Source organism: Agromyces mangrovi, from assembly GCF_030296695.1.
Taxonomy (GTDB): domain Bacteria; phylum Actinomycetota; class Actinomycetes; order Actinomycetales; family Microbacteriaceae; genus Agromyces; species Agromyces mangrovi.
The window spans coordinates 1,937,256-1,958,377 of sequence record NZ_AP027737.1 but is presented as its reverse complement, the minus strand read 5'-3'; the positions used below and the strand labels follow the sequence as shown (position 1 = coordinate 1,958,377).

Sequence of the window (21,122 nt, the reverse complement as noted above, 5' to 3'; positions counted from 1 at the left end):
TCGGCCCGCCGACGCTCGTCAGACGACGATCGCCGCGCCGTCGGCGCGCGGGTCGGTGCCGGCGGTGAAGCCGTCGGGGTCGACGCGCACCAGGTGGGCGTGGCCGTGACCGTCGTTGCGGGCGGGCACCTCGACGAGCGGATGCCCCGCTGCCGCGATCGCGTCGCGCGCGAGGCGATCGAGGTCCGCCTCGACCGAGACCGAGCGCCCGTCGTCGTCGCCGTCGGCGCCCGCGATGAACCTGGGCGCGGCGACCGCCTCGGCCGGTGACGCGCCGGCGAACGCGCGGAGCAGCACCTCGGCGTGGATCTGCGGCTGGCCCTGCCCGCCCATGCACGACGACACGTACTCCACGTCGTCGGCGCGCGTGACGAGCACGGGCATGAGCGTGTGCCGGGGGCGCTTGCCCGGCGCGACCACGTTCGGCGACGCCGGGTCGAGCGAGAAGCTCGCGCCGCGGTTCTGGAAGATGACGCCGGTCGACGGCTCGAGGATGCCGGAGCCGAACCCGTAGTAGAGCGACTGGATGAGCGAGACGGCCGTGCCGTCGGCGCTCGCGACGGCCACGCCCACGGTGTCGCCGTCGGCGTGACGGTCGAGGTCGGCGTCGCGGTCCGGGGCGGTCGCCGCGAGCAGCGCGGCACCGTCGGGCGCCCCGAAGCGCGGGTCGCCCAGGAGGGCGGCGCGCACGTCGTTGCTCGCGAGGAAGGCGTCGACCAGCGCGCCGGCGTCGCGGCCGAGCGGGTCGGGCCACGCGGCATCCGCCACCGCCCGCATCGCACGCAGCAGGGAGTACCCCTGCGTGTTCGGCGGGCTGGTGTGGATCGTTCGATCGCCGTGCTGCGCCGAGAGCGGGTCGACGACGTCGGGCGCGTAGGCCGCGGCGTCGTAGGTGGAGATGGCCGACCCGAGCGCCTCCAGCCCGGCGACCCAGCGACGGGCGACGGCGCCCGAGTAGAACTCGTCGGCGCCGTTCGCGGCGATGCGGGCCAGCGTGTCCGCGAGCGCGGCCTGCACGAGGGGGCGGCCCACGCGCGCGGGCTCGGAGCCGGAGAGGAAGACCTCGCGGAACCCGGCGTCCTGCTCGAGCATGGGGCGGCCGCGCTCGATGCCGCGCGCGATCGCCGGCGCCAGCGGCACGCCCTCGCGGGCCATCCGCTCCGCCGGAGCGAGGCGGTCGGCCCAGGCGACGCGTCCGCCGAACGCGGCGAGCGCCTCCCACCCGCGCACCGCGCCGGGCACGGTGATCGTGTCGATGCCGCGCAGCGGCAGCGCGTCGCCGTGGCGCTCGACGAGCCGCTCGCGCGTCTGCCCCTGCGGTGCGGTGCCCGTCGCGTTCACGCAACGGATCGCCCCGTCGGGCGTGCGCACCAGCGCGACCAGGTCGCCGCCGAGGTGCACCATGCTCGGGTAGGCGACGCAGAGTGCGGCTGCGGTCGCGATGGCCGCGTCGATCGCGTTGCCGCCCGCGCGGAGCATCGCCGCGCCCGCCTCACTCGCCGCCGCGAGCGGCGACGCCACCGCACCTCCCCCGGCGTGCACGGGGTCGGGAGCGGTCACGGGCGTCGTCGCGTCGGTCACCCCACGAGCCTAGACGCGCGCCGGCCCCGGGGCATCCGGACTCAACCCGCCTCCGCGGACCCCTCGAACGCGACCCCGCTGATCTCGCCGAACCGGCCGCGCATGACGTCGATCGCCGCGGGGTTCTCGTCGACGAGCACGAACCGGCGGCCGAGCGCCGCCGCCACCGCGCCGGTCGTGCCGCTGCCGGCGAAGAAGTCGAGCACCCAGTCGCCCTCGCGGCTCGACGCCTGGATCATGCGTCGGATCACGCCCTCCGGCTTCTGGGTCGGATACCCGGTCTTCTCGCGGCCCGTGGGCGAGACGATCGTGTGCCACCAGACATCCGTCGGCAGCTTGCCGAGCTCGACCTTCTCGGGCGTGACGAGCCCGGGCGCCATGTACGGCTCGCGATCGACCGCGGTCGAGTCGAAGTAGTAGCGCTTCGGATCCTTCACGTAGACGAGGATCGTGTCGTGCTTGCTCGGCCAGCGCCGCTTCGACTTGCCGCCGTAGTCGTACGCCCAGATGATCTCGTTGAGGAAGCACTCGCGGCCGAACAGCGCGTCGAGCAGCACCTTCGCGTAGTGCGCCTCGCGGTAGTCGAGGTGCAGGTAGAGCGTGCCGTCGTCGGCGAGCAGCCGCCACGCCTCGGCCAGCCGCGGCTCGAGGAAGCCCCAGTAGTCGTCGAACCGGTCGTCGTAGCGCACGAGGTCGCCGCGGATGCGCTCGTAGCGCTGCCCCTGGAAGCCGATGACCGACCCGGTCGCGCTGCGCACGTTCGTGGTCGGCCGGCGCTCCTGCGCACGCCCCGAGTTGAACGGCGGGTCGAGGTAGACGAGCGTGAACGCCCCGTCGGGCAGGCCGGGCAGCACGTCGAGGTTGTCGGCGTGGATGATGCGGTCGGGCCCGTCGAGCGGCACCCGCCCAGTCTGCCGCAGGGCCCCGCTCACCGTCAGTCGACGTCGAGGCGGATGCGACCGGCGAACCGGTCGGGCGCGGCCGCGCGGCGCTGCGGTTCGGGCAGCAGCTGCGGCAGGGCGTCGTCGTCGGATGCGTCCGGCCCAGCGGCATCCGCCGCCTCGACGATGCCCTTGTCGCCGTCGCCGGGGAGCGGCGCCGGTGCGGGCAGGAGCGTCTGCCGGTCGAGCTCGACCTGCGCCTCGTGCTTGCGCGGCGCGAACACCTCGTCGCCGATGCCGACGAGCCCTGCGCTGCCGGAGGTGCGGCCCGCCTTGTTCGAGAAGTCGATCCAGCCGAGCCGGGTCGCGACGATCACCGCCACCACGGCCACCGCGATGATCGCGGGGAGCACCCACCAGTCCACGCGGGCATCTTACGGCACGCGGTTGAGCCACTCCTCCGTCGCGAACTTCGAGGCGACGAGCGCCTCCGCCTCGGCGAGCTCGTCGGGCGCGACCGTGCCGGGCGTCGCCCCGTACAGCTGGGTGAACGTGCCCTTCAGCGCGTCGATGATCGCACCGCGGCTGAGGCCCGACTGGCTGCGCAGCGGGTCGACCCGCTTGTCGGCCGACGCGATGCCCTTGTCGCTGATCTTCTCGCGGCCGATGCGCAGCACCTCGAGCATCTTCGCGTTGTCGAGGTCGTACGCCATGGTCACGTGGTGCAGCACCCCGCCGCCGCCGAGGCGCTTCTGCGCCGCCCCGCCGATCTTGCCGAGCGGGCTCGCGATGTCGTTGAGCGGCTGGTAGGTCGCCTCGACGCCGATCGAGCGCAGCCCCTGCAGCACCCAGTCGTCGAGGAACGCGTACGAGTCGGCGAAGCTCATGCCTTGCACGAGCTCACCGGGCACGTACAGCGAGTACGTGACGACGTTGCCGCCCTCCATCATCATCGCGCCGCCGCCCGAGATGCGCCGCACGACGTCGAAGCCGTACTTCGCCGCGCCCTCGGGGTCGACCTCGTTGCGCACCGACTGGAAGCTACCGATGACGACGGCCGACTCGTCCCACTCCCAGATGCGGAGCGTCGGCTTGCGCCGCCCCTCGCCCACGCGGTTCGCGAGCACCTCGTCGAGCGCCAGGTGCAGGCGCGGGGGCACGGCCGCGTCGTGCACGACCTCCCACTCGTAGTCGGTCCAGCTCGTGGCATCCGTCATCGCCCGTCGCACCGCGACCGCCACGCCCTCGGGGCTGAACCCCAGCAGCGTGGCGCCCTCGGGCAGCGCGCCGGTGATCGCCGCCGCGATGGTGCGGGCATCGGATGCCGCGGGCAGGCCGTTCAGCGCACCGTTGATCGCGTCCAGGGCATCGTCGGGTTCGAGGAAGAAGTCGCCCGAGATGCGGGCGTTCGCGATCGCCTCGCCCTCGACGTCGAAGTCCGCGACCACGAGCTTGCCGCCGGGCACCTTGTACTCACCGTGCATGCGCCCCAGCCTATGCGGGCGGATGCCCCGGGCGCGGCGTGCAGCCCGGGGCATCCGCTCGGCCCTGCCTACGGGAGCGGCGGTGCCGCGTTCGCGATCAGCTCGGCCGCCATCTCGGGGAACCAGGCGCCCGCAGCGGGGTCGATCATGCCGCGCTCCGGATCCTCCGGGCCGCCGGTGCCGCGGAAGCACTCGCCGTCGGACTCGCCGGGCACCTTGATCCAGAGGTATGCGTCGATCAGGTCGACGCCCGTGTCGGTCGTGGGCAGCAGGCCCAGGCCGCGGTCGGGCGGGTTGCACCAGTCCTGCACGTCGGGGTACGTGCCGGCGGCGACCTGCCACGGCCCGACCCCGTTGCGGCTCGTGTCGATCACGTAGTGCGTCGACGGCTCGACGTCGCCGAGCGAGGCCGCGTAGCGCGAGTCGACGCCGGCGGTGTCGAGGGTCGGGTCGGATGCCCCGGAGCTCCACTCGCCGTACGGGCTCATCGCGACGCCGGTCCAGCCGTTCGCCGGTCCGCCGTTCCAGTACTGGTTGCCGCAGTCGCCGACGCCTCCGCCGAGTTCGGTGAGAATCGCGATACACGACGAGATCCAGCGACCGTACGCCTCGAGGTTCGCCGTGTACTGGTAGTTCGACGCGTTCAGGTAGAACCCGTCGGCGCGCTCGACGCCGGCACGCATCAGCCGGTCGCTGATGTCGCCGACGTTCAGCCAGCCGCTGTGCACGCCGTCGAGGTAGACGGCCGTGCTCGGCAGCGCGGCGAACGCGTCGACCGCGTAGTTCAGCATGGCGAAGCGCTCGTCAGCGGCGGTCGCCTCGTCGGCCTCCTCGGGCTGGCACCACTCGGCGACGCCGTCGACCGAGGTGTACCACGGGATGATGCCGAGGCCGTCGGGCTCGAGGATCACCACGGCGTCCTTGTTGCCGATGCCCTTGGCGAAGCCGTCGATCCACGCCTCGTACTCGGCGACGGTCGTGGCGCCGCCCGCCGAGTACTGCGCGCAGTCGCGGAACGGGATGTTGTACGCCACGAGCACCGGCACCTCGTCGGCCGCGTGCGCGTGCACGACGGCCTGCTTGACGCGCTGCTTCACGTCGATGGGCGAGCCGCCGTTGAACCAGGACGCCGAGCCGATGCCCGCGAGCAGCAGGGCGTCGTCGCGTGCGTCGCCGGTGAGGGACTCGGCCGCCTCGTAGGTCGTGCTCGACGGGTTCGCCCAGAGGTCGGCGCCCGGGTGGAGCACGTCGTTCGCGGCATGGGCCGGCTGGGCGGCGAGCGTCGCGAGCGCGAGAGCCGCGACGGCGGCGAGGCCGGCGCGCAGTGCGCTTCGTGCGCCCGGTGGGCGGGGGTCGTCGGGCGTGGTCGGGCGGGTCCTCGTCATCGAGGGATTCGTCATCGGTGAACTCCGTTGTTCGGCCGCGTCGGTGCGGCGGATGCCTCGTGAGAGCGCTCTCACGACTCGATCGTTCCCCAGCATCCGCCCGCCGCGCCGCCCCTGTCAAGGGGTCCGCGCCCTTCGAACGTTTCACTCACCCGCCGCGCCCGAGACCCGTCGAGAAGCTGCGCTTCCCGCGCTCGGAGCGCAGCTTCTTGACGGGTCATCCCCGAACGCGACCGCGCCGCACCTGAGACCCGTCAATGGACTGCGCTCAGCGGGGCCAGAGCGCAGCTTCTTGACGGGTCTGGAACGGGCGGGTCAGACGCGCACGGGGAAGCGCGCGTCGAGCCACGCGAGCAGGTCGGCGCGCACCTCGGCCTGGTTGGTTTCGTTGAAGATCTCGTGGAACGCGCCCGGGTAGACGATGAGCTCGACGTCGGTGAGGCCCGAGCGGCGCGCGTACGCCTCGGCGAGGCGCACGTTGCTGTCCTCGCCGCCCAGCGGATCGAGCTCGCCGACCATGAGCAGCAGCGGCAGCTCCGACGGCAGGTGGCGGGCCGGGCGGCCCAGCAGGCGGGCGGAGTCGACGAGCCCGAACAGCCGCTGCGTGGGCGCGGGCGTACAGTACGGGTCGTCCATGAAGGCCTCGGCGACGGTGCGGTCGCGGCTCAGCCACTCGACCGGCGTCGGCCCGAGGTGCCGGAACTTGCGGTTGAGGTCGCCCGACTCCATGTGCAGCACCGTGCGGTACGCCGAGCCGGTGAGCACGACGGCGTCGTGGTCGTGCGGGTACCGGTTCAGCAGGATCTGCGACACGAGCGACCCGAGCGAGTGCCCGATCAGGATGAGCGGCAGGTCGGGGTGCGCCTCGCGCGCGATGCCGGTGAGCTGGTGCACCGCGTCGATCAGGCCGCGGATGCCCCCGGGGCCGGGTCGACCCATGCGGGCGAGGTCGCCGCCGTGCTGCTCGAACCCGGTCTGCCCGTGGCCGCGATGGTCGTCGGCGAACACGCTGTACCCGGCATCCACCAGCGCATCGAAGAGCAGGTCGTAACGCCCGACGTGCTCGCCCACGCCGTGCACGAACTGCACGACGGCCCGCGGCTCCGCCGCCTCGCGCCGGACGTAGTGGATGTGCACGCCGTGCGCGTCGGTGAACCGCTCCATGCGCTCATCCTCGCAGAGCGCCGCGCCCCCACCCGCGAGTCGTCACCAACTGTCGCAAAGCACGCGCGCAATGCGGCAGTTCATGACGACTCGGGAAGGGTGGAGAGGGGTCAGGCCTCGCGGGTGATCTTCACGGTCACGAACATCTCGGATGCCCCGGGGCTCGCGTACACCCCGCGCAGCGGCGCCACGTCGTGGTAGTCGCGTCCACGTGCGACGAGCACGTGCCGTTCGCCGATCTCGATGAGGTTCGTGGGGTCGTAGCCGCGCCAGTCGCCCGCGTACCACTCGACCCACGCGTGCGACTCGCCGGTGACGGTCACGCCGAGCGGGGTGTCGTGGTTCGGGTGCAGGTACCCCGACACGTACCGAGCCGGGATGCCGATCGATCGCAGCGCGCCGAGCGTGACGTGCGCGATGTCCTGGCAGACGCCCTTGCGGTGGTCCCACGCCTCGGTCGCGGTGGAGTGCACGCCCGTGACGCCGGGCATGTACTCGAGCGCCTCGCCGACGGCGCGCGACACAGCGAGCGCCGTCTCGGCGACCGAACCGCCGCGGTCGGCGATCGACCGTGCGAGCTCCACGACGCCGTCCGGCGGCCTCGTGGCATCCGTCTGGGTGATCTGCTCGACGAACTCGGTGGTCGACGTCGACAGGTTGCGCAGGTCGTCCCACGCGATGTCGACGGGCTCGTGCGGCACGGGGCGCACCTCGACGAGGCTCGACGCGGTGACCGAGAGCTCGCGGTGCGGGGTGAGCACCTCGAAGGTCGCCACGCGCGTGCCCCAGTAGTCGAGGTACGCGTGCTGGGTCGCGGCGGGCCGGATGTCGAGGTTGGATGCGAGCACGAACTGCTCGCCACCAGAGTGCGGCAGCAGCCGCACCTCGTTGTACGACGCGCTGGCCGGCTCCTCGTAGGTGAAGCCGGTGCGGTGGACGATGCGGAGCCTGCTCACGTGATCTCCCCCGTCCAGACCGGCATCCCGCTCGTCGGGAAGTATCGCTTGCGGATGGCCTCGCTCGCCGCCGAGGTGACCTCCTGGATGTGCTCCATCTTGCCGGAGAGGTCGACGGTGATGTCGGTGATCGGCCGGTACTCGAGCTCGCCGCGGATCTGGCCGAGCAGGCGCCTCGCCTGGTCCTCGACGCCGACGCGGCCGGAGCGCGGGTCGATCTCGCGCAGCGCCTCCTCGGCGCGGCTCACCGAATACAGGATCGAGCGCGGGAACAGCCGGTCGAGGATGAGGAACTCCGCCGCCGACTCGGACGACGGCATGCCCCGGTAGCTGCGCAGGTACGCCTCGTAGGCGCCGCAGCTGCGCAGCAGGGTGGTCCACGACGGGCCGGATGCCTCGGTCAGCGACCTCGTCGCGAGCAGGCGCGCGGTCATGTCGGCCTGCTCGATCGCCCGGCCGAGCGAGAAGAACTGCCACGCCTCGTCGCGGCTCGCGCCGGTGTTGGCGACGCCGATGGCGAGGGCGGCGCGGTCGCGCACCCAGCGGAAGAACTCGTGCGTCTTGTCGCTCGCGACCGTCCGAGGCATCCGTGCATTAGTGGTGTTGAGGCACTCCCACAGCTCGGTCGAGACGATCTCGCGGGCGCGCCGGGCGTTCTCGCGGGCGCTCGCGATCGAGTAGGCGATGGATGCCACGTGGTCGCGGTTCACGGCCAGCAGGTCCATCACGTCGGCGCGGTTCAGCTCGACGTCGTCGTTGGGCTCGGAGCCCATGACCGACATGAGCGACCGGCACGCGGTGTCCTCGTCGATCCACGGGTCCTCGAGCAGCAGCTGGAGGTGCACGTCGAGGATGCGGGCGGTGCCGTCGCTGCGCTCGACGTAGCGGCCGATCCAGAACAGCGACTCGGCGATGCGGCTCAGCATGGCGCACCTCCACTCCTGGCCTGCTGCTGTTGCTGCTGTTGCTGCTGCAGCCGGGCGTCGGCGTCCTCGTCCTCGGGGGCGCTCGTCAGCGGCGGGGCGACGTGCGCCGGCTCGATCGTCGGGCCGTTGCCGCTGATCGGCGCCATGGCCTCCTCGTTCTCGAGGTCGAGGATGTTGAGTACCCCGGTCGCGGGGCCCGAGGCCTGCTCGCCGACGAGCTGGCCGGCGTCGCGGTGGACGGGCGTCGCGGTCACGGGCGCCGCCGGGCCGTCGCCGACGATCCAGGTGTCCTTCGATCCGCCGCCCTGCGAGGAGTTCACCACGAGCTGCCCCTCGGGGAGGGCGACGCGGGTGAGGCCGCCGGGCAGCACCCACACGTCGTCGCCGTCGTTCACGGCGAACGGCCGGAGGTCGGCGTGCCGCGGGCGCATGCCGTCGTCGACGAGGGTCGGGATGGTCGACAGCTGCACGACGGGCTGCGCGATCCAGCCGCGGGGGTCGGCCTGGAGCTGCGCGCGGAGCGTGGCGAGCTCCTGCCTCGAGGCATCCGGCCCCACCACCAGCCCCTTGCCGCCCGAGCCGTCGACGGGCTTCACCACGAGCTCGTCGAGACGGTCGAGCACCTCCTCGAGGGCGCCGGGCTCCTCGAGCCGCCAGGTGTCGACGTTCGGAAGGATGGGCTCCTCGCCGAGGTAGTAGCGGATGAGGTCGGGCAGGTACGTGTAGGTCAGCTTGTCGTCGGCGACGCCGTTGCCCACGCCGTTCGCGATGGTCACGTTGCCGAGGCGCGCGGCGAGCAGCAGGCCCGGGGCGCCCAGCACGGAGTCGTGCCGGAACTGCTGCGGGTCGATGAACTCGTCGTCGACGCGGCGGTAGATGACGTCGACGCGGGTGGGGCCGGCGGTCGTGCGCATCCAGACCCGGCCGCCCGAGCAGAACAGGTCGCGCCCCTCGACGAGCTCGACGCCCATGAGGCGCGCGAGCAGGGTGTGCTCGAAGTACGCGGAGTTGTAGACGCCGGGCGTGAGCACGACGATGTTCGGGTCCTCGACGCCCTCGGGGGCGCTGGCCTGCAGCGACTGGAGCAGCCGGTTCGGGTAGTCGCCGACGGGCTTGACGCGCATCGAGACGAACAGCTCGGGCAGGGTCTGCGCCATGACCCGGCGGTTCGAGATGACGTACGAGACGCCGCTCGGCACGCGCACGTTGTCCTCGAGCACGCGCCAGGCGCCCACCTCGTCGCGGATCAGGTCGATGCCGGAGACGTGCACGCGCACGTTGTTCGGCGTCTCGATGCCGACCGCCTGGCGGTGGAAGTGCTTCGAGGTCGAGATGAGGGATGCCGGGATCACCCCGTCGCGCACGCAGGCCTGCGGCCCGTAGACGTCGGCGAGGAACCGCTCGAGGGTCGTGACGCGCTGCTTGACGCCCGCCTCGACCCCGGCCCAGTCACTCGCCGAGATGACCCGGGGCACGGCGTCGAGCGGGAACGGGCGTTCCTCGCCCGCGAAGTCGAAGGTCACCCCCTGTGCGAGGTAGGAGCTCGCGAGGGCCTCGGTGCGGCCGCGCAGCTCGTCCTGCGTCATGCGGGCGAGCGCGGTGTGGATCTGGCGGTAGGGGGCCGGACGCCGACTTCGTCGGAGGGGAACATCTCGTCCCACGGCGTCGCGCCCTTCCGCCTCCGCCTGCCCTTGCGGGTCGCGGCGTAGTCGTCAAAGAGTGTCGCCATTCGTGCAGCCTTTCAGGATGCGATTACGGCGATGTTACCGATGGTCGCCGGACCCGCGCCGGGGGTTGACCCGCCCCGGTACCCTGTCGGGCCCGCGCCCGGTCGCGCGCGCGGACAGGGCCTGGCTTTCGTTAGCAAGACTAATGAGCTAGGCTAAGCGTTCGTGCAGAAGACGATCGCGGAGCAGGGTTCCGACCTGCGGATGGCGGTGTTCCGCCTCTCGCGCCGGCTGCGGGCCCAGAAGGCCGACGACGGCATGAGCGACGGGCAGTTCGCGGTGCTCGCGGCCCTCTACGTCGACGGTGCGCACACGCTCACCGGGCTCGCCGAGCGCGAGCGGGTCTCCGCCCCGTCGATGAACCGCACCGTCAACTGCCTGCAGGACTCCGGGTACGTCGAGCGCTCGGCCGACCCCGACGACGGCCGCAAGACCAACATCTCGCTGACCGACGCCGGCACGTCGATCGTGAGCGAGACGGTGACCAAGCGCGATGCGTGGCTCACCGCCCGGGTGAAGGACCTGCCGAAGGAGGACCGCGCCGTGCTCGCGCGGGCCGTCGAACTGATGGAGGAGATCGTCACGCATTGAGTGCCATGTTCCGTTCGCTCTCGAGCGTCAATTACCGGCTCTGGTTCATCGGGGCCCTCGTGTCGAACATCGGCAGCTGGATGCAGGCGACGACCCAGAACTGGGTCGTGCTCACCGAGCTCACCGACAACGACGCCGTCGCCGTGGGCGTCACCATGGCGCTGCAGTTCGGTCCGCAGCTCGTGCTCGTGCCGATCACCGGGCTCATCGCCGACCGGTTCGACCGGCGGAAGATCCTCATGGTCACGCAGACCTCGCTCATGCTGCTCGGCCTCGCGCTCGGCGCGCTGCTCATCTTCGGACACGCCACCATCTGGCACCTCTACGCCTTCGCGCTCGCGCTCGGCATCGTGAACGCCGTCGACGCCCCGGCGCGCCAGACGTTCGTCGCCGACCTCGTCGCCGAGCACAACATGTCGAACGCGGTCGCGCTCAACTCGGCCTCGTTCAACGCCGCCCGCCTGATCGGCCCGGCGGTCGCCGGCTTCCTCATCGTGCTGATCGGCTCGGGCTGGGTGTTCATCGTGAACGCGGTCACGTTCCTGGCGGTGCTCGGTGCGCTGGCCGCCCTGCGGGTCGACCAGCTGCGGCCGCGGCCGCCACGGAAGCGAGGACGCGGCGACCTCGCCGCGGGCCTGCACTACGTGCGGCGCCGCCCCGACCTCATCGTGGTCTTCACGATCGTGTTCATCCTGGGCGCGTTCGGCATGAACTTCCCGATCTTCTCCTCGACCATGGCGGTCGAGTTCGGCCGCGGCGCGGGCGAGTACGGCATGCTCTCGTCGATCCTCGCGATCGGCTCGCTCACCGGCGCGCTGCTCGCCGCCCGTCGCGACCGCGCCCGCCTGCGCGTGATCATCGTCGCCGCCGGCCTGTTCGGCGTCGCCGCGTTCGCGTCCGCCGTCATGCCGACGTACTGGAGCTTCGCGGCATCCACGATCCTCATCGGATTCACCGCGGTCACGCTGCTCACGACCGCGAACGGCTACGTGCAGACCACGACCGACCCCGACGTGCGCGGCCGCGTGATGGCCCTGTACATGGCGATCCTCATGGGCGGCGCGCCCGTGGGCGCACCCATCGTCGGCTGGATCGCGAACGAGTTCGGGCCGCGCTGGGCGCTGGGCGCCGCATCCGTCGCCGCCGTCGTCGCGTGCGCCGTCGGCCTCGCCTGGATGATCGTCGCCCGGGGCCTCCGCGTCGTGCGCGACCCCGCTGCACGCTGGGGCCTCGCGGTCACCCACCACGGGCAGGTGCGAGCGGATGCCCCCGGGCTGGTCGACGGCGTGCGCCAGCCCGCGCCCGCGGTCACGAGCCCCATCGCGGTGGTCGCGGCGAACCCGCCCGAGCCGCACCGCACGCGCCCCGAGCCGCCCGTGCCCGCCGAGTTCTCGGAGGAGGTCGCGGTCACCTCGCCGATCCCGCTCCCGCGACGCGTCTGGACGGCGCCCGCCGAGCCCGCCGCCCGCAGCGCACGCGGTTCGGGCGCGACCCGGCGCCGGGCCCGCCGACCCGGCGACGCGACGGCCCGGAAGTAGCGGGCGAACGCCCCCGCGAGCCTCAGTGGCTAGACATCGAGGAGCGCACGCCGCCCCGCGTCGAAGGCGTCCTCGAACCGCTCGATCTCAGCCCGCGGCACACCGACCGCGATCGCGACCTCGCGCCACTCGTCGACTGCCTCCACGACCTCCTGGACCTGCGATCGGGCCTCGGACGGCGCGAGGCGGCACGCGGCCGCGAGCTCGGCGAGCCCGCTCGCGGACTCTGCGGGGACGCCGGCGCCGGCGATGGTGGTCTGGCGTTGCTCGTGGTCCGGATTCGGGTTCACGTCGAAGACCGGACTCAGCGACCAGCCTCCTCGGCGGTGGAGGAATCCGTGGTTGCGGAGGTGATCGTCGGTGTTGTTCAGCGCGACGCTGAGGACGACCCTCCGGAAGAGCTCGTGCGCGTCTTCGGTGGCGGATGCGCTCACCTCGGCGAGCAGGTCCGCGATCTCGAGGTAGTCGGCGAACTCGCCGTCGCGACGCTCCAGCAGGGTCATCGCGCTGACGTAGCCGATTCGGCGCCCGTCGGCGTCGCGATCGAACCGATCGAGCAGGAGCACGTGCCGCCCATCGACCGGAACCAGCCGATTCACGGGAACGCGGAGTCCGGCCGCTTCGGCGAGCGCGAGCGCGGTCGCCTCCCACGCCATGACGTCCCAGGCGTCGTCGCCGTGGGGGAACTTCGCGATCAACTGCCGACCGTCGTCGCCGAGCACGGCGGCCTTCGGACGTGCGCCGCCGAGCGATCCCGTGCCGGCTCCCAGCAGCAGCTTCACGGCCTCGAGGTCCTCCGCGCCACCCGCCCCCGCCGCATCGGCGGCCCGGAGCAGTTCGGGAAGCCGGAGCAGTCGAGGGATCTCGTGTCCCGGGTCGAGGAACGGGCCGCTCGGATCGGCAGCGGCCCGGTATCGGATGGCGCCCTGACGGGTCACGTCGCTGACGCAGGCGAGGAAGTCCGCGTCGTCGAATGTCCGGGGTCGACGCGACTGGTCGCGGGAGATCGCGCGCTCGCGCTTCATGATGAGGTTGCGCCCCCAACGATCGGGCGCGGAGTCGGCGAACGCTCCCGGCAGTCCGCTCGTGCGTTGCGTGCCGCTGACGAGCGGCAGGGCGGGATCGAGTGCGTACGCAGACGTGTCGCCGAGATAGCCGGAGTCGTACTGGAAGGTCGTGGAGGTCAGCCTCCCCGACCCCGATGGAACTGCGCGCGGCCGGCGAACACCATCGAGCCGGCCAGCTCCACGTGCACGTCGAGTTCGTCGTGCAGGGTCACCGCACGCGCTTCCGGTCGAGCTGACCCGCCCGTGCACGGCCGAGGTCGGTGTCCAGCGGATCGACCGCCGACGTGAACGAATCGAGGACTCCCAGCGCACGGGCCACCCGCAGCACGACGTGGAATCCCACGGTCGAGTCGCCCGTCTCGAGCTTCCGCAACGTGTCCCGGGTCACGTCGGCCCGGTCGGCGACCTGAGCTGCCGTCAGGCCGAGGATCTTCCGCCACGCGGCGAAGTCCGCGCCGATCTCCTGAGCCGACCGGACGACCGCCGTCGGCAACGTCTTCGCCATGACGGCTCCCCTCGTTATGACGAGTATGCTAGTCGCTCTGGCGCCGAATGACTACTGTGCTCGTCATTACGATCAGACGATGCGACGGATGCGGAGCGCGAGCGCCTCGCCCGCGGGCAGCGCGACCGGGTCCGCGGCGCGCGCCCAGGCGTCGTTCTTCGCCGTCTCGTCGATCTCGAAGAGCCGGCCGACGGGCGTGACGGTCATGTGCCAGGTGTCGATCACGTCGACCTCGAACCGGTCGCCCGCCTCGAGCTGCACGCCGCGCCAGCCGATCGGCAGACGGAACGCCCACTCCCCCGGCGCCTCGCGGCCGAGGTACTGGAAGTAGACGCTGCCGTCGACGCCCGCGACGAACGCGTCGTCCCACCAGTTGTCGATCGGGTCGACGCCCGCGCCGTCGACCTCGTCGAGGAGGCCGCGCAGGAACCCGAGGCGCGCCGGGCTCTCTCCCACGAATGGTCCACCCTCGACGATGTGCAGGCTGCCGGACGGGATCACGAAGCTCTCGCCGTGCGAGGCGTAGCAGCCCGAGACCGTGGTGATCCAGAACTGGTGCACGAGCTCCTGCGCCGTGAGGTGCCCCCAGCGGTCGGGCACATCGCCCTCGTACTTGATCTCGTCGAGCACGATCGGCTTGCGGTACGCGTCGCGGAACAGCGAGGCGCGCCCGGTGTCCTCCGTCGCCTGCCCGAGCTGGAGCGACGCGTGCGTGACCCACGGCCGGTTGTGGTCGAACAGGCGGGCCAGGTTGTGGATCGAGCGCAGGTGATCGTGCGGGTCGATGTCGGCGAGGCGCAGCCCCGCCGCATCCCACCGCTCATCGGGGCGGTCGAGCTGGTCGAACTCGTTGCAGAGCGACCACCACACGTTCGGAAACGCCGACAGGCGCGCGACGAGGTACCGCAGGTAGACGGCGTCCTGCTCCTCGGTGAGCCCATCGAGGCCGAACCGGCCGTAGTCGTAGGCGTTGTAGATGAGCACGTCGGCCTGGATGCCCGCGGCGCCGAGCGTGCGCACGGCGCCGTCGAGGCGCTGGAAGAAGGCCGGCACGGGCCGGGTGACGTCCCATCCGCCGTCGGCGGCCCGCTCGAACGGCAGCAGGTCGGGGAAGCGCTCGACGTACCCGCCCGCCTGCGGGAACACCATGAAGCGCAGCTTGTTCATGCCGGCGCCGGCGACCGCCTCGACGGTCTGCGAGAACAGCGGCTCCTCCTGGTGCAGCCAGTTGTACGCGGTCGCCCCGACCGGGCGGAACGGCGTGCCGTCGGCGTGGGCGAAGTGGAACCGACCCGCGACGCGCACCGGGCCGTGCTCTCCCGGCGCGGCGGGCCCGACGTCGAACCCACCCGTGCGGGCGTCGAGCTCGGGGGCATCCGATCGGCTCGTCCAGGTCCAGGCGCCCTCCGTCTCGGGGGCGAAGCGCACGAGGTAGCGGTCGTCGCCGTCCCAGAAGCCCGGCACGTCGACCGTGGCGCCGTCGGCGTGCACGAACCGCACGCTGAGCGGCTCGACATCGGCGGGGATCGGAGCGGCGGGCCCGACGAAGGCCAGTTCGACCGTTGCGAAGCGGGGGTGCATGGGAGTGCGTCCTCTCAGGGTGGGTGCGGGGTTCGCGGGAGTGGGTGCGGGCTACGCTGACATCGAGCGGGTGCGGATGCCCGGCGCGGAACGTGTGCCGGAACGAGTGCGAAGGGAACGGCCATGACCGGAATCGGACTCATCGCGGGCGGGGCGAAGCTCGAGAAGCTCGCGACCGGATGCGAGTGGGCCGAGGGTCCCCTCTGGCTGCCCGAACTCGGACGCGTGCGCTGGAGCGACATCCCGAACAACCGCATCCTCGAGTGGGACGCCGCGACGAGGCGCCTCAGCGTCTTCCGCGACGGCGCGGAGTACACGAACGGGCGCACGCTCGACCTCGAGGGCCGCGTGGTGCAGTGCAGCCATGGCCGACGGGCCATCGAGCGCGAGGGCGCCGACGGCCCCGAGACGCTCGTCGACCGCTGGGCAGAGGGGCGATTCAACTCGCCGAACGACGTGGCAGTGGCATCCGACGGCTCGATCTGGTTCACCGACCCGCCCTACGGACTCGACCCGAGCGGACGCGAGGGGCACCCGGCGCCGCAGGAATACGACGGATGCTACGTCTTCCGCTTCGACCCGGCGACCGGCGACGTGCAGCCCGTCGTCACCGACCTCGTGCACCCGAACGGCATCGGCTTCTCGCCCGACGAGGGCGTGCTCTACGTGTCGGACACCGGGTCGCTCGCCGGGCACGAGGCAGACACGCACATCCAGTCGTACCCGACCGACGGCGTGCGCGTGACCGGCCCGGGCGCGCACTTCGCGAAGGTGCCGACGGGCGTGTCCGACGGGTTCGCGATCGACGAGGAGGGCCGGCTCTGGACCTCGGCCGGCGACGGCGTGCACGTCTACACGCCGGCGGGGCGGCACCTGCACCACATCCGCGTGCCCGAGGTCGTGTCGAACGTGACGTTCGGCGGCGCCGAGGGGCGCGACCTGTTCATCACGGCGACGACCAGCCTGTACCGCATCGCGACGCTGACGGTCGCCGCGCGCTGAGCCGGCGCTTCGCGCCGCCCGCGCCCGCGCACTCGCCCGCGCGACGGAGTACGCAAAGTGCGGGAATCCCTCGCGGGTTCCCGCACTTTGCGTACTCGCTGGGAGACGCTGACGGCGCGGCGAGTCGCTCATGGGGTCGACTGCTCGGCCTTCCAGCGGGCGTACTCGTCGCGCCAGAGATGCGCGGGGGCGAAGCCGAGGCGGTCCTTCGCCTTATCGATCGACATGAACGTCTCGAACTCGCCGAGGTCTTTGGTGACGGGGACGTCGGGGTAGTGGCGGGCCGCGAGCTCGGCGGTCGGCACGGTCATGCCCGTGTCGGGCGCGGCGACGTTGTAGACCTCGAAGCCCGGGGCGGCGTGGCGCAGGGCGAGCGCGACCGCGGCGGCGCCGTCGCGCGAATCGACGTAGCTGTGCAGGAGGTCCTTGCGGTACTCGGGGTCGCCGGCGCGCTCGAACGAGCCGTACTCGTCGGGGTCGACCACGTTGGTGAAGCGCAGCGCCGTGATGCTGAGGCCCTCGCGCCAGCCGACGAGCTGAGCCGAGATCGCCTCCTCGGCGACCTTGCCGAGCGCGTACGTGTTGTTGGCCTCCGTGTACGACTCGTCGACGGGCAGCGCGGTGAGGTGCGCGAAGTCGGGGAACCCCATCGCGGTGATGCTCGAGGCCGTGACGATCGTGTCGATGCCGGCGCGCACGGCCCCGTGCAGCACGTGGAACGTGGCGGTGACGTTGTTCGTGAAGGTCGCGGCATCCGGCACCAGGCCGTTCACCGGCAGCGCGGCGAGGTGCACCAGCGCATCGAGGCCCTCGTGGCGTGCCGTCACGCCGAGCAGGGCGTCGAGCACCTGCCCGTAGTCCTGCAGGTCGACGCGGGTGAATCCGAAGCCCGGCGTGCCGACGAGGTCGAAGCCGATGACGTCGTGGCCGTCGGCTCGGAGGCGCTCGACGGTCGCCCGCCCGAGCTTGCCGGAACTGCCCGTGACGGCGATGCGCATCGTGACTCCCTCGTCGATTGATCGCACCAATCCTCGCGCAGAGTTTGAAACGTGTCAATTGGCTGGCATGATGGGCAGCGACCCCGGCCCCGCACCGACGCGCCGGCCGCGCACCAGGAGACCTCCCCATGAGCATCATCGTCGCTGCACCCACGTTCGAGCACCACCGCGAAGCGCTCGGCATCGGCACCCCCGAACCCCGCCTGTCGTGGAAGACGCAGGCCCCGGCCGGCTGGACCCAGGCGGCCTACGAACTGCACGTCGAGCGCGACGGCGCCGACGGCGTGCCGGGCGCGATTGGCACCTCCGCACCCGGCACCGACGGCGTCGCACCGGGCGCCGGCACCGGCTGGACCTCCGACCCGATCGCCGGCGACGAGCAGATCCTCGTGCCGTGGCCCGTCGCCGCCCTCGCCTCCCGCGAGCGCGCGACCGTGCGCGTGCGCGTCACCGGCGCCGACGGCAGCCGTTCCGAATGGAGCGAGCCCGGCGCGGTCGAGGCCGGCCTGCTCGAGGCATCCGACTGGGTGGCCTACCCCGTGGGCTCGGCCGCACAGGAGGACCCGCTCGCCGAGGAGCGCCGCCCGTCGATCGTGCGCCGCGCGTTCACCGCCCGCCCCGGGCTCGTCGCCGCGCGCCTCTACGTCACCGCGCACGGCCTCTACGAGGTCGAGCTGAACGGCCGCCGCGTCGGCACCGACACGATGTCGCCCGGTTGGACCCCGTACAACGAGCGGCTGCGCTACCTCACCTACGACGTGACCGACCTCGTCGCCGCGGGCGAGAACGCGATCGGCTCGTGGCTCGGCGACGGCTGGTACCGCGGCCGCATCGGCTGGGACACCGGGTTCCGCAACCTGTACGGCCACGACCTGTCGCTGCTCGCGCAGCTCGAGCTGCGCTACGCCGACGGGTCTCGCGAGACGATCGCGACGGACGACTCCTGGCGCGCCGCGCCCAGCCCCATCGTGCGCACCGGCAACTACGACGGCGAGCTGCACGACGCCCGCCTCGAGGAGGCCGGCTGGTCGAGCGCCGGATTCGACGACTCCGGGTGGGGCCGCGTGGTCGCCGCGCGCCGCGACCCGGCGACGCTCGTCGCGCCCGACGGCCCGCCCGTGCGGTGCACGCAGGAGGTCGTGCCGGTCGAGGTGCTCACCACCCCGAGCGGCGCCCGCGTGCTCGACTTCGGGCAGAACCTCGTGGGGCGCATGCGGATCCGCGTGAGCGGGGCATCCGGCGACCGTGTCGTGCTGCGCACCGCCGAGGTGCTGCAGGAGGGTGAGATCTACACCCGCCCGCTGCGGTCGGCGAAGTCGACCGACGAGTACGTGCTCGCGGGGCGCGGGACCGAGGAGTGGGAGCCGCGGTTCACGTTCCACGGCTTCCGCTACGCCGAGGTGACCGAGTGGCCGGGCGACCTCGACGCCGCCGTCGCGAACGGCGACATCGTGGCGCGGGTGTACCACACCGACATGGAGCGCACCGGCTGGTTCGACTCGTCGAACGCGCTCGTGAACCGCCTGCACGAGAACGTCGTGTGGAGCATGCGCGGGAACTTCCTCGACATCCCGACCGACTGCCCGCAGCGCGACGAGCGCGTCGGCTGGACCGGCGACATCCAGGTCTTCGCGCCGACCGCGTCGTTCCTGTACGACGTGTCGGGCATGCTCTCGGGCTGGCTGAAGGACGTCGCGCTCGAGCAGCTGCCCGACGGCACCGTGCCCTGGTACGTGCCGGTGATCCCCGCGCAGCGCATGTGGACGCCGATCCAGCCCGGCGCCGCCTGGGGCGACGCGGCCGCGATCACGCCGTGGACCCTCTACGAGCGGTTCGCCGACGCCGGCATCCTGCGCCGCCAGTTCGACAGCGCCCGCCGCTGGGTCGAGCTGCAGGAGCGGCTCGCCGGCGAGAACCGGCTCTGGGAGGGCGGATTCCAGCTCGGCGACTGGCTCGACCCCGCCGCTCCCCCGCACGACCCCGCGGATGCCCGCACCGACCGCTACCTCGTCGCCACCGCGTACTTCGCCCGCTCGGCCGAGCGCGTCGCGCGCATGGCCGAGGTGCTCGGGCTCGAGGAGGACCGCGCGCGGTTCGACGCGCTGGCCGCCGAGGTGCGTGCGGCGTTCACGGCGGCGTACGTCGACGGTTCCGGCCGGATGACGAGCGATGCGCAGACCGCGTACTCGCTCGCGATCGCGTTCGACCTCGTGCCCGACGCGCTGCGGTCCGCTGCGGGCGACCGGCTCGCCGCACTGGTCGAGGAGGCCGACCACCGCATCGCGACCGGCTTCGTCGGCACGCCCATCGTGAGCGACGCGCTCACCGAGACGGGGCATTCGGATGCCGCGTACGACCTCCTCCTCGAGGAGGGCGCGCCGTCGTGGCTGTACGCGGTGCGCCAGGGCGGCACCACGATCTGGGAGCGCTGGGACAGCCTGCGCCCCGACGGCACGGTGAACCCCGGCAGCATGACATCGTTCAACCACTACGCGCTCGGCGCCGTGGCGGACTGGATGCACCGGGTGGTCGCCGGGCTCGAGCCGGCGGCGCCGGGCTACCGCAGCATCCGCTTCGCACCGCAGCCCGGTGGCGGGTTTACCCACGCCTCGGCCGCGCACGAGACGCCCTACGGGCGCGCGGCCATCGGCTGGCGCATCGAGGGCGGGCGGATGCACGTGCAGGTCGTCGTGCCGACGGGCGCGACGGCGACCGTGGAGCTGCCCGGCGCCGAGCCCGTGGCGGTCGGCAGCGGCACGCACGAGTTCGACGTCGCCGCCTGAGGCGCGGGGCCGTCGGGCTCCGGTTCGGCACGTCGAACTCGTTCGGGCACGTCGAAGTCAGCGTGCCCAACCGAGTTCGACGTGCCCGAACGACGGGCACGTGCCGGTGGATCCGGGTGAAGCGGGTCAGCGCTCGATGCGCTCCAGGTGGAGCATCCGCGCGAGGTTCTTGTCGAGCTCGTCGTCGCGGAAGACCTTCTTCCAGTCGTCCTTGATGATCGACTCCTTGCCGTAGTCCATCGCGATGAGGCACGCGTCGCTGAACGGGTTGTCGCCGCGCAGGCCGTTCGCGAGGGCGACCTGGGTGTGGCCGAGCAGGATGCTGCGGGCCGCCGCCTCGGGCACGCCCATCGTGTTGACGGCCTCGTCGAGCGACTCCTTGAGCAGCGCGCCGATCATGCAGGCGATCGTCTCGACGAGGGTCGGCTCGAGCTGCGCGAGCTGCTTGATCGTGACCCAGTGCACGTCGACGACGGGCGCGTAGATGGCGCGCACGGTCGCCTCGACGATGGCCTGCTTCGCGGGGTCGTCGGACTCGATGGCCGCGATGGCGTCCTGCGGGGCCGCGATGCCGCCGAACGTGTCGGCGTACTCCTCGGGCGTCGTGCGCTGCAGGAAGATCGACGGGTGGCACGGGTGCGCGACCGCCTGGATCACGTCGTCGCGGGTCGTGAGCAGGCCCGCGTACGCGGCCGCCGGGTCGAGCGTCAGCACGATCGCGCCGGGCTTCATCTGCGGCACGACCTCGGCGGTGACCGGGGCGAGCGCGAGGTCGGGCACCGCGAAGACGACGATGTCGGCCTCGCGCACGGCGTCGGCCAGGTCGGTGAGCGTGCGCCCGGCCGCCTCGACGCGCTCGCGCCCGGCCGGGGCGACCTCGACGTAGAAGACGGTGTGGTCGGTCTCGACGAGGTTGTCGCTGACGCGCATCCCCATCTTGCCGCCGGCGCCGA

Annotated in this window: 17 protein-coding genes and 2 pseudogenes; 4 read left to right on the top strand and 15 right to left on the bottom strand. The window is 72.3% G+C overall.

Annotation, left to right across the window (positions count from 1 at the left end):
* Positions 1-18: 18 nt before the first annotated feature.
* From QUE38_RS09305 to QUE38_RS09265, 9 genes and pseudogenes are all read right to left on the bottom strand, one after another.
* The gene (locus tag QUE38_RS09305; protein WP_286307648.1) at positions 19-1,581 is read right to left on the bottom strand and encodes a gamma-glutamyltransferase family protein; all 1,563 of its coding nucleotides are present in this window, start codon (positions 1,579-1,581) and stop codon (positions 19-21) included.
* A gap of 41 nt (positions 1,582-1,622) precedes the next feature.
* Positions 1,623-2,483, bottom strand: coding sequence for a DNA-methyltransferase (locus QUE38_RS09300; protein ID WP_286307646.1), 861 nt, complete (start codon positions 2,481-2,483; stop codon positions 1,623-1,625).
* 32 nt (positions 2,484-2,515) lie between these two features.
* Positions 2,516-2,887, bottom strand: a complete 372-nt coding sequence (locus tag QUE38_RS09295; RefSeq protein ID WP_286307644.1) for a hypothetical protein — start codon at positions 2,885-2,887, stop codon at positions 2,516-2,518.
* Positions 2,888-2,896: 9 nt separating this feature from the next.
* Positions 2,897-3,946 (bottom strand): lipoate--protein ligase family protein, encoded by a 1,050-nt coding sequence (locus tag QUE38_RS09290; protein ID WP_286307642.1) that lies wholly within the window; start codon positions 3,944-3,946, stop codon positions 2,897-2,899.
* A 68-nt stretch (positions 3,947-4,014) separates the two neighbouring features.
* Positions 4,015-5,331, bottom strand: a complete 1,317-nt coding sequence (locus tag QUE38_RS09285; protein WP_286307639.1) for a glycoside hydrolase family 6 protein — start codon at positions 5,329-5,331, stop codon at positions 4,015-4,017.
* A gap of 315 nt (positions 5,332-5,646) precedes the next feature.
* Positions 5,647-6,495: an alpha/beta fold hydrolase gene (locus tag QUE38_RS09280; RefSeq protein WP_286307638.1), complete on the bottom strand. Its 849-nt coding sequence runs from the start codon at positions 6,493-6,495 to the stop codon at positions 5,647-5,649.
* A gap of 110 nt (positions 6,496-6,605) precedes the next feature.
* On the bottom strand, positions 6,606-7,451 hold the full coding sequence (locus QUE38_RS09275) for a transglutaminase family protein (RefSeq protein ID WP_286307636.1): 846 nt from the start codon (positions 7,449-7,451) through the stop codon (positions 6,606-6,608).
* Positions 7,448-8,377, bottom strand: coding sequence for an alpha-E domain-containing protein (locus tag QUE38_RS09270; RefSeq protein ID WP_281883128.1), 930 nt, complete (start codon positions 8,375-8,377; stop codon positions 7,448-7,450). The genes QUE38_RS09275 and QUE38_RS09270 overlap by 4 nt, the downstream gene beginning before the upstream one ends.
* Positions 8,371-10,106 (bottom strand): annotated as a pseudogene (locus QUE38_RS09265) (circularly permuted type 2 ATP-grasp protein). Before QUE38_RS09265 ends, QUE38_RS09270 begins: the two are co-directional and overlap by 7 nt.
* Before the next feature lie 163 nt (positions 10,107-10,269).
* Between QUE38_RS09265 and QUE38_RS09260 the strand changes: the two are divergent.
* Together QUE38_RS09260 and QUE38_RS09255 are read left to right on the top strand one after the other, a co-directional pair.
* Positions 10,270-10,695: a MarR family winged helix-turn-helix transcriptional regulator gene (locus QUE38_RS09260; RefSeq protein WP_286307630.1), complete on the top strand. Its 426-nt coding sequence runs from the start codon at positions 10,270-10,272 to the stop codon at positions 10,693-10,695.
* 5 nt (positions 10,696-10,700) lie between these two features.
* Complete coding sequence (locus QUE38_RS09255) at positions 10,701-12,233, top strand: MFS transporter (RefSeq protein ID WP_286307628.1); 1,533 nt, start codon at positions 10,701-10,703, stop codon at positions 12,231-12,233.
* Between the two features lie 29 nt (positions 12,234-12,262).
* On the opposite strand, the gene QUE38_RS09250 is transcribed toward QUE38_RS09255, so the two are convergent.
* From QUE38_RS09250 to QUE38_RS09240, 4 genes and pseudogenes are all read right to left on the bottom strand, one after another.
* Positions 12,263-13,258 carry a type II toxin-antitoxin system HipA family toxin gene (locus QUE38_RS09250; RefSeq protein ID WP_286307626.1) on the bottom strand — a complete coding sequence of 332 codons (996 nt, stop codon included), beginning with the start codon at positions 13,256-13,258 and terminating at the stop codon, positions 12,263-12,265.
* 30 nt (positions 13,259-13,288) lie between these two features.
* Positions 13,289-13,420 (bottom strand): annotated as a pseudogene (locus QUE38_RS17590) (type II toxin-antitoxin system HipA family toxin); the annotation flags it as partial.
* An 88-nt stretch (positions 13,421-13,508) separates the two neighbouring features.
* Positions 13,509-13,805: a helix-turn-helix domain-containing protein gene (locus QUE38_RS09245; protein ID WP_286307624.1), complete on the bottom strand. Its 297-nt coding sequence runs from the start codon at positions 13,803-13,805 to the stop codon at positions 13,509-13,511.
* A 72-nt stretch (positions 13,806-13,877) separates the two neighbouring features.
* Positions 13,878-15,386, bottom strand: a complete 1,509-nt coding sequence (locus tag QUE38_RS09240; RefSeq protein WP_286307621.1) for an apiosidase-like domain-containing protein — start codon at positions 15,384-15,386, stop codon at positions 13,878-13,880.
* 123 nt (positions 15,387-15,509) lie between these two features.
* Between QUE38_RS09240 and QUE38_RS09235 the strand changes: the two genes are divergently transcribed.
* Complete coding sequence (locus tag QUE38_RS09235; protein ID WP_286307619.1) at positions 15,510-16,388, top strand: SMP-30/gluconolactonase/LRE family protein; 879 nt, start codon at positions 15,510-15,512, stop codon at positions 16,386-16,388.
* Between the two features lie 128 nt (positions 16,389-16,516).
* Here the strand turns inward: QUE38_RS09235 and QUE38_RS09230 are convergent, their stop codons facing one another.
* Complete coding sequence (locus QUE38_RS09230) at positions 16,517-17,386, bottom strand: NAD-dependent epimerase/dehydratase family protein (protein ID WP_286307618.1); 870 nt, start codon at positions 17,384-17,386, stop codon at positions 16,517-16,519.
* A 128-nt stretch (positions 17,387-17,514) separates the two neighbouring features.
* Here QUE38_RS09230 and QUE38_RS09225 point away from each other — a divergent pair, with 128 nt between their 5' ends.
* Positions 17,515-20,169, top strand: coding sequence for a glycoside hydrolase family 78 protein (locus QUE38_RS09225; RefSeq protein WP_286307614.1), 2,655 nt, complete (start codon positions 17,515-17,517; stop codon positions 20,167-20,169).
* 126 nt (positions 20,170-20,295) lie between these two features.
* On the opposite strand, the gene QUE38_RS09220 is transcribed toward QUE38_RS09225, so the two are convergent.
* Positions 20,296-21,105, bottom strand: coding sequence for a phosphogluconate dehydrogenase C-terminal domain-containing protein (locus QUE38_RS09220; RefSeq protein ID WP_286311740.1), 810 nt, complete (start codon positions 21,103-21,105; stop codon positions 20,296-20,298).
* Between the last annotated feature and the right edge of the window lie 17 nt (positions 21,106-21,122).

What these genes read in the sequence shown, in the direction of transcription:
- QUE38_RS09220 (WP_286311740.1), bottom strand. Translation starts at nt 21,105, where the DNA reads ATGGGGATGCGCGTCAGCGACAACCTCGTCGAGACCGACCACACCGTC.
- QUE38_RS09255 (WP_286307628.1), top strand. Translation starts at nt 10,701, where the DNA reads ATGTTCCGTTCGCTCTCGAGCGTCAATTACCGGCTCTGGTTCATCGGG.
- QUE38_RS09230 (WP_286307618.1), bottom strand. Translation starts at nt 17,386, where the DNA reads ATGCGCATCGCCGTCACGGGCAGTTCCGGCAAGCTCGGGCGGGCGACC.
- QUE38_RS09285 (WP_286307639.1), bottom strand. Translation starts at nt 5,331, where the DNA reads ATGACGAGGACCCGCCCGACCACGCCCGACGACCCCCGCCCACCGGGC.
- QUE38_RS09225 (WP_286307614.1), top strand. Translation starts at nt 17,515, where the DNA reads ATGAGCATCATCGTCGCTGCACCCACGTTCGAGCACCACCGCGAAGCG.
- QUE38_RS09245 (WP_286307624.1), bottom strand. Translation starts at nt 13,805, where the DNA reads ATGGCGAAGACGTTGCCGACGGCGGTCGTCCGGTCGGCTCAGGAGATC.
- QUE38_RS09240 (WP_286307621.1), bottom strand. Translation starts at nt 15,386, where the DNA reads ATGCACCCCCGCTTCGCAACGGTCGAACTGGCCTTCGTCGGGCCCGCC.
- QUE38_RS09250 (WP_286307626.1), bottom strand. Translation starts at nt 13,258, where the DNA reads ATGAAGCGCGAGCGCGCGATCTCCCGCGACCAGTCGCGTCGACCCCGG.
- QUE38_RS09280 (WP_286307638.1), bottom strand. Translation starts at nt 6,495, where the DNA reads ATGGAGCGGTTCACCGACGCGCACGGCGTGCACATCCACTACGTCCGG.
- QUE38_RS09290 (WP_286307642.1), bottom strand. Translation starts at nt 3,946, where the DNA reads ATGCACGGTGAGTACAAGGTGCCCGGCGGCAAGCTCGTGGTCGCGGAC.
- QUE38_RS09270 (WP_281883128.1), bottom strand. Translation starts at nt 8,377, where the DNA reads ATGCTGAGCCGCATCGCCGAGTCGCTGTTCTGGATCGGCCGCTACGTC.
- QUE38_RS09235 (WP_286307619.1), top strand. Translation starts at nt 15,510, where the DNA reads ATGACCGGAATCGGACTCATCGCGGGCGGGGCGAAGCTCGAGAAGCTC.